Below are 297 nucleotides of genomic sequence, written 5' to 3' on the forward strand. Positions count from 1 at the left end.
CCGGCAAGAGCGTCGAGGGCGCCAACTGGTCCGGCCGCGACGAGGCGGAGAAGGAGATCAGGGCGTCCTACGAGCGCGCCGAGGGCACCTCGTACGAGGCCGGCGCCGGTCACTGACCCGCCGCGCGGCGCAGCACGCGGCGGCCCCGGGCGCGAGGACCGCGCCCGGGGCCGCCGCGCGTCCGCACGGGTGGCCGCACCGGTGGCCGCACCGGTGGCCGCACCGGTGGCCGCACGGGTGGTGGCGGCCCGCGGGAGGGGACCGGCGGGCGGTGCGGCCGTTACGATCGACCGTCGT

Annotated in this window: 1 pseudogene; it reads left to right on the top strand. The window is 80.1% G+C overall.

Annotated features, from left to right (window positions below):
- Positions 1-116, top strand: a pseudogene (locus GTQ99_RS27645) (inorganic diphosphatase); the annotation flags it as partial.
- Positions 117-297: the final 181 nt, after the last annotated feature.

The sequence above is a fragment of the Kineococcus vitellinus genome, from assembly GCF_009906315.1.
Classification (GTDB): Bacteria; Actinomycetota; Actinomycetes; order Actinomycetales; family Kineococcaceae; genus Kineococcus; species Kineococcus vitellinus.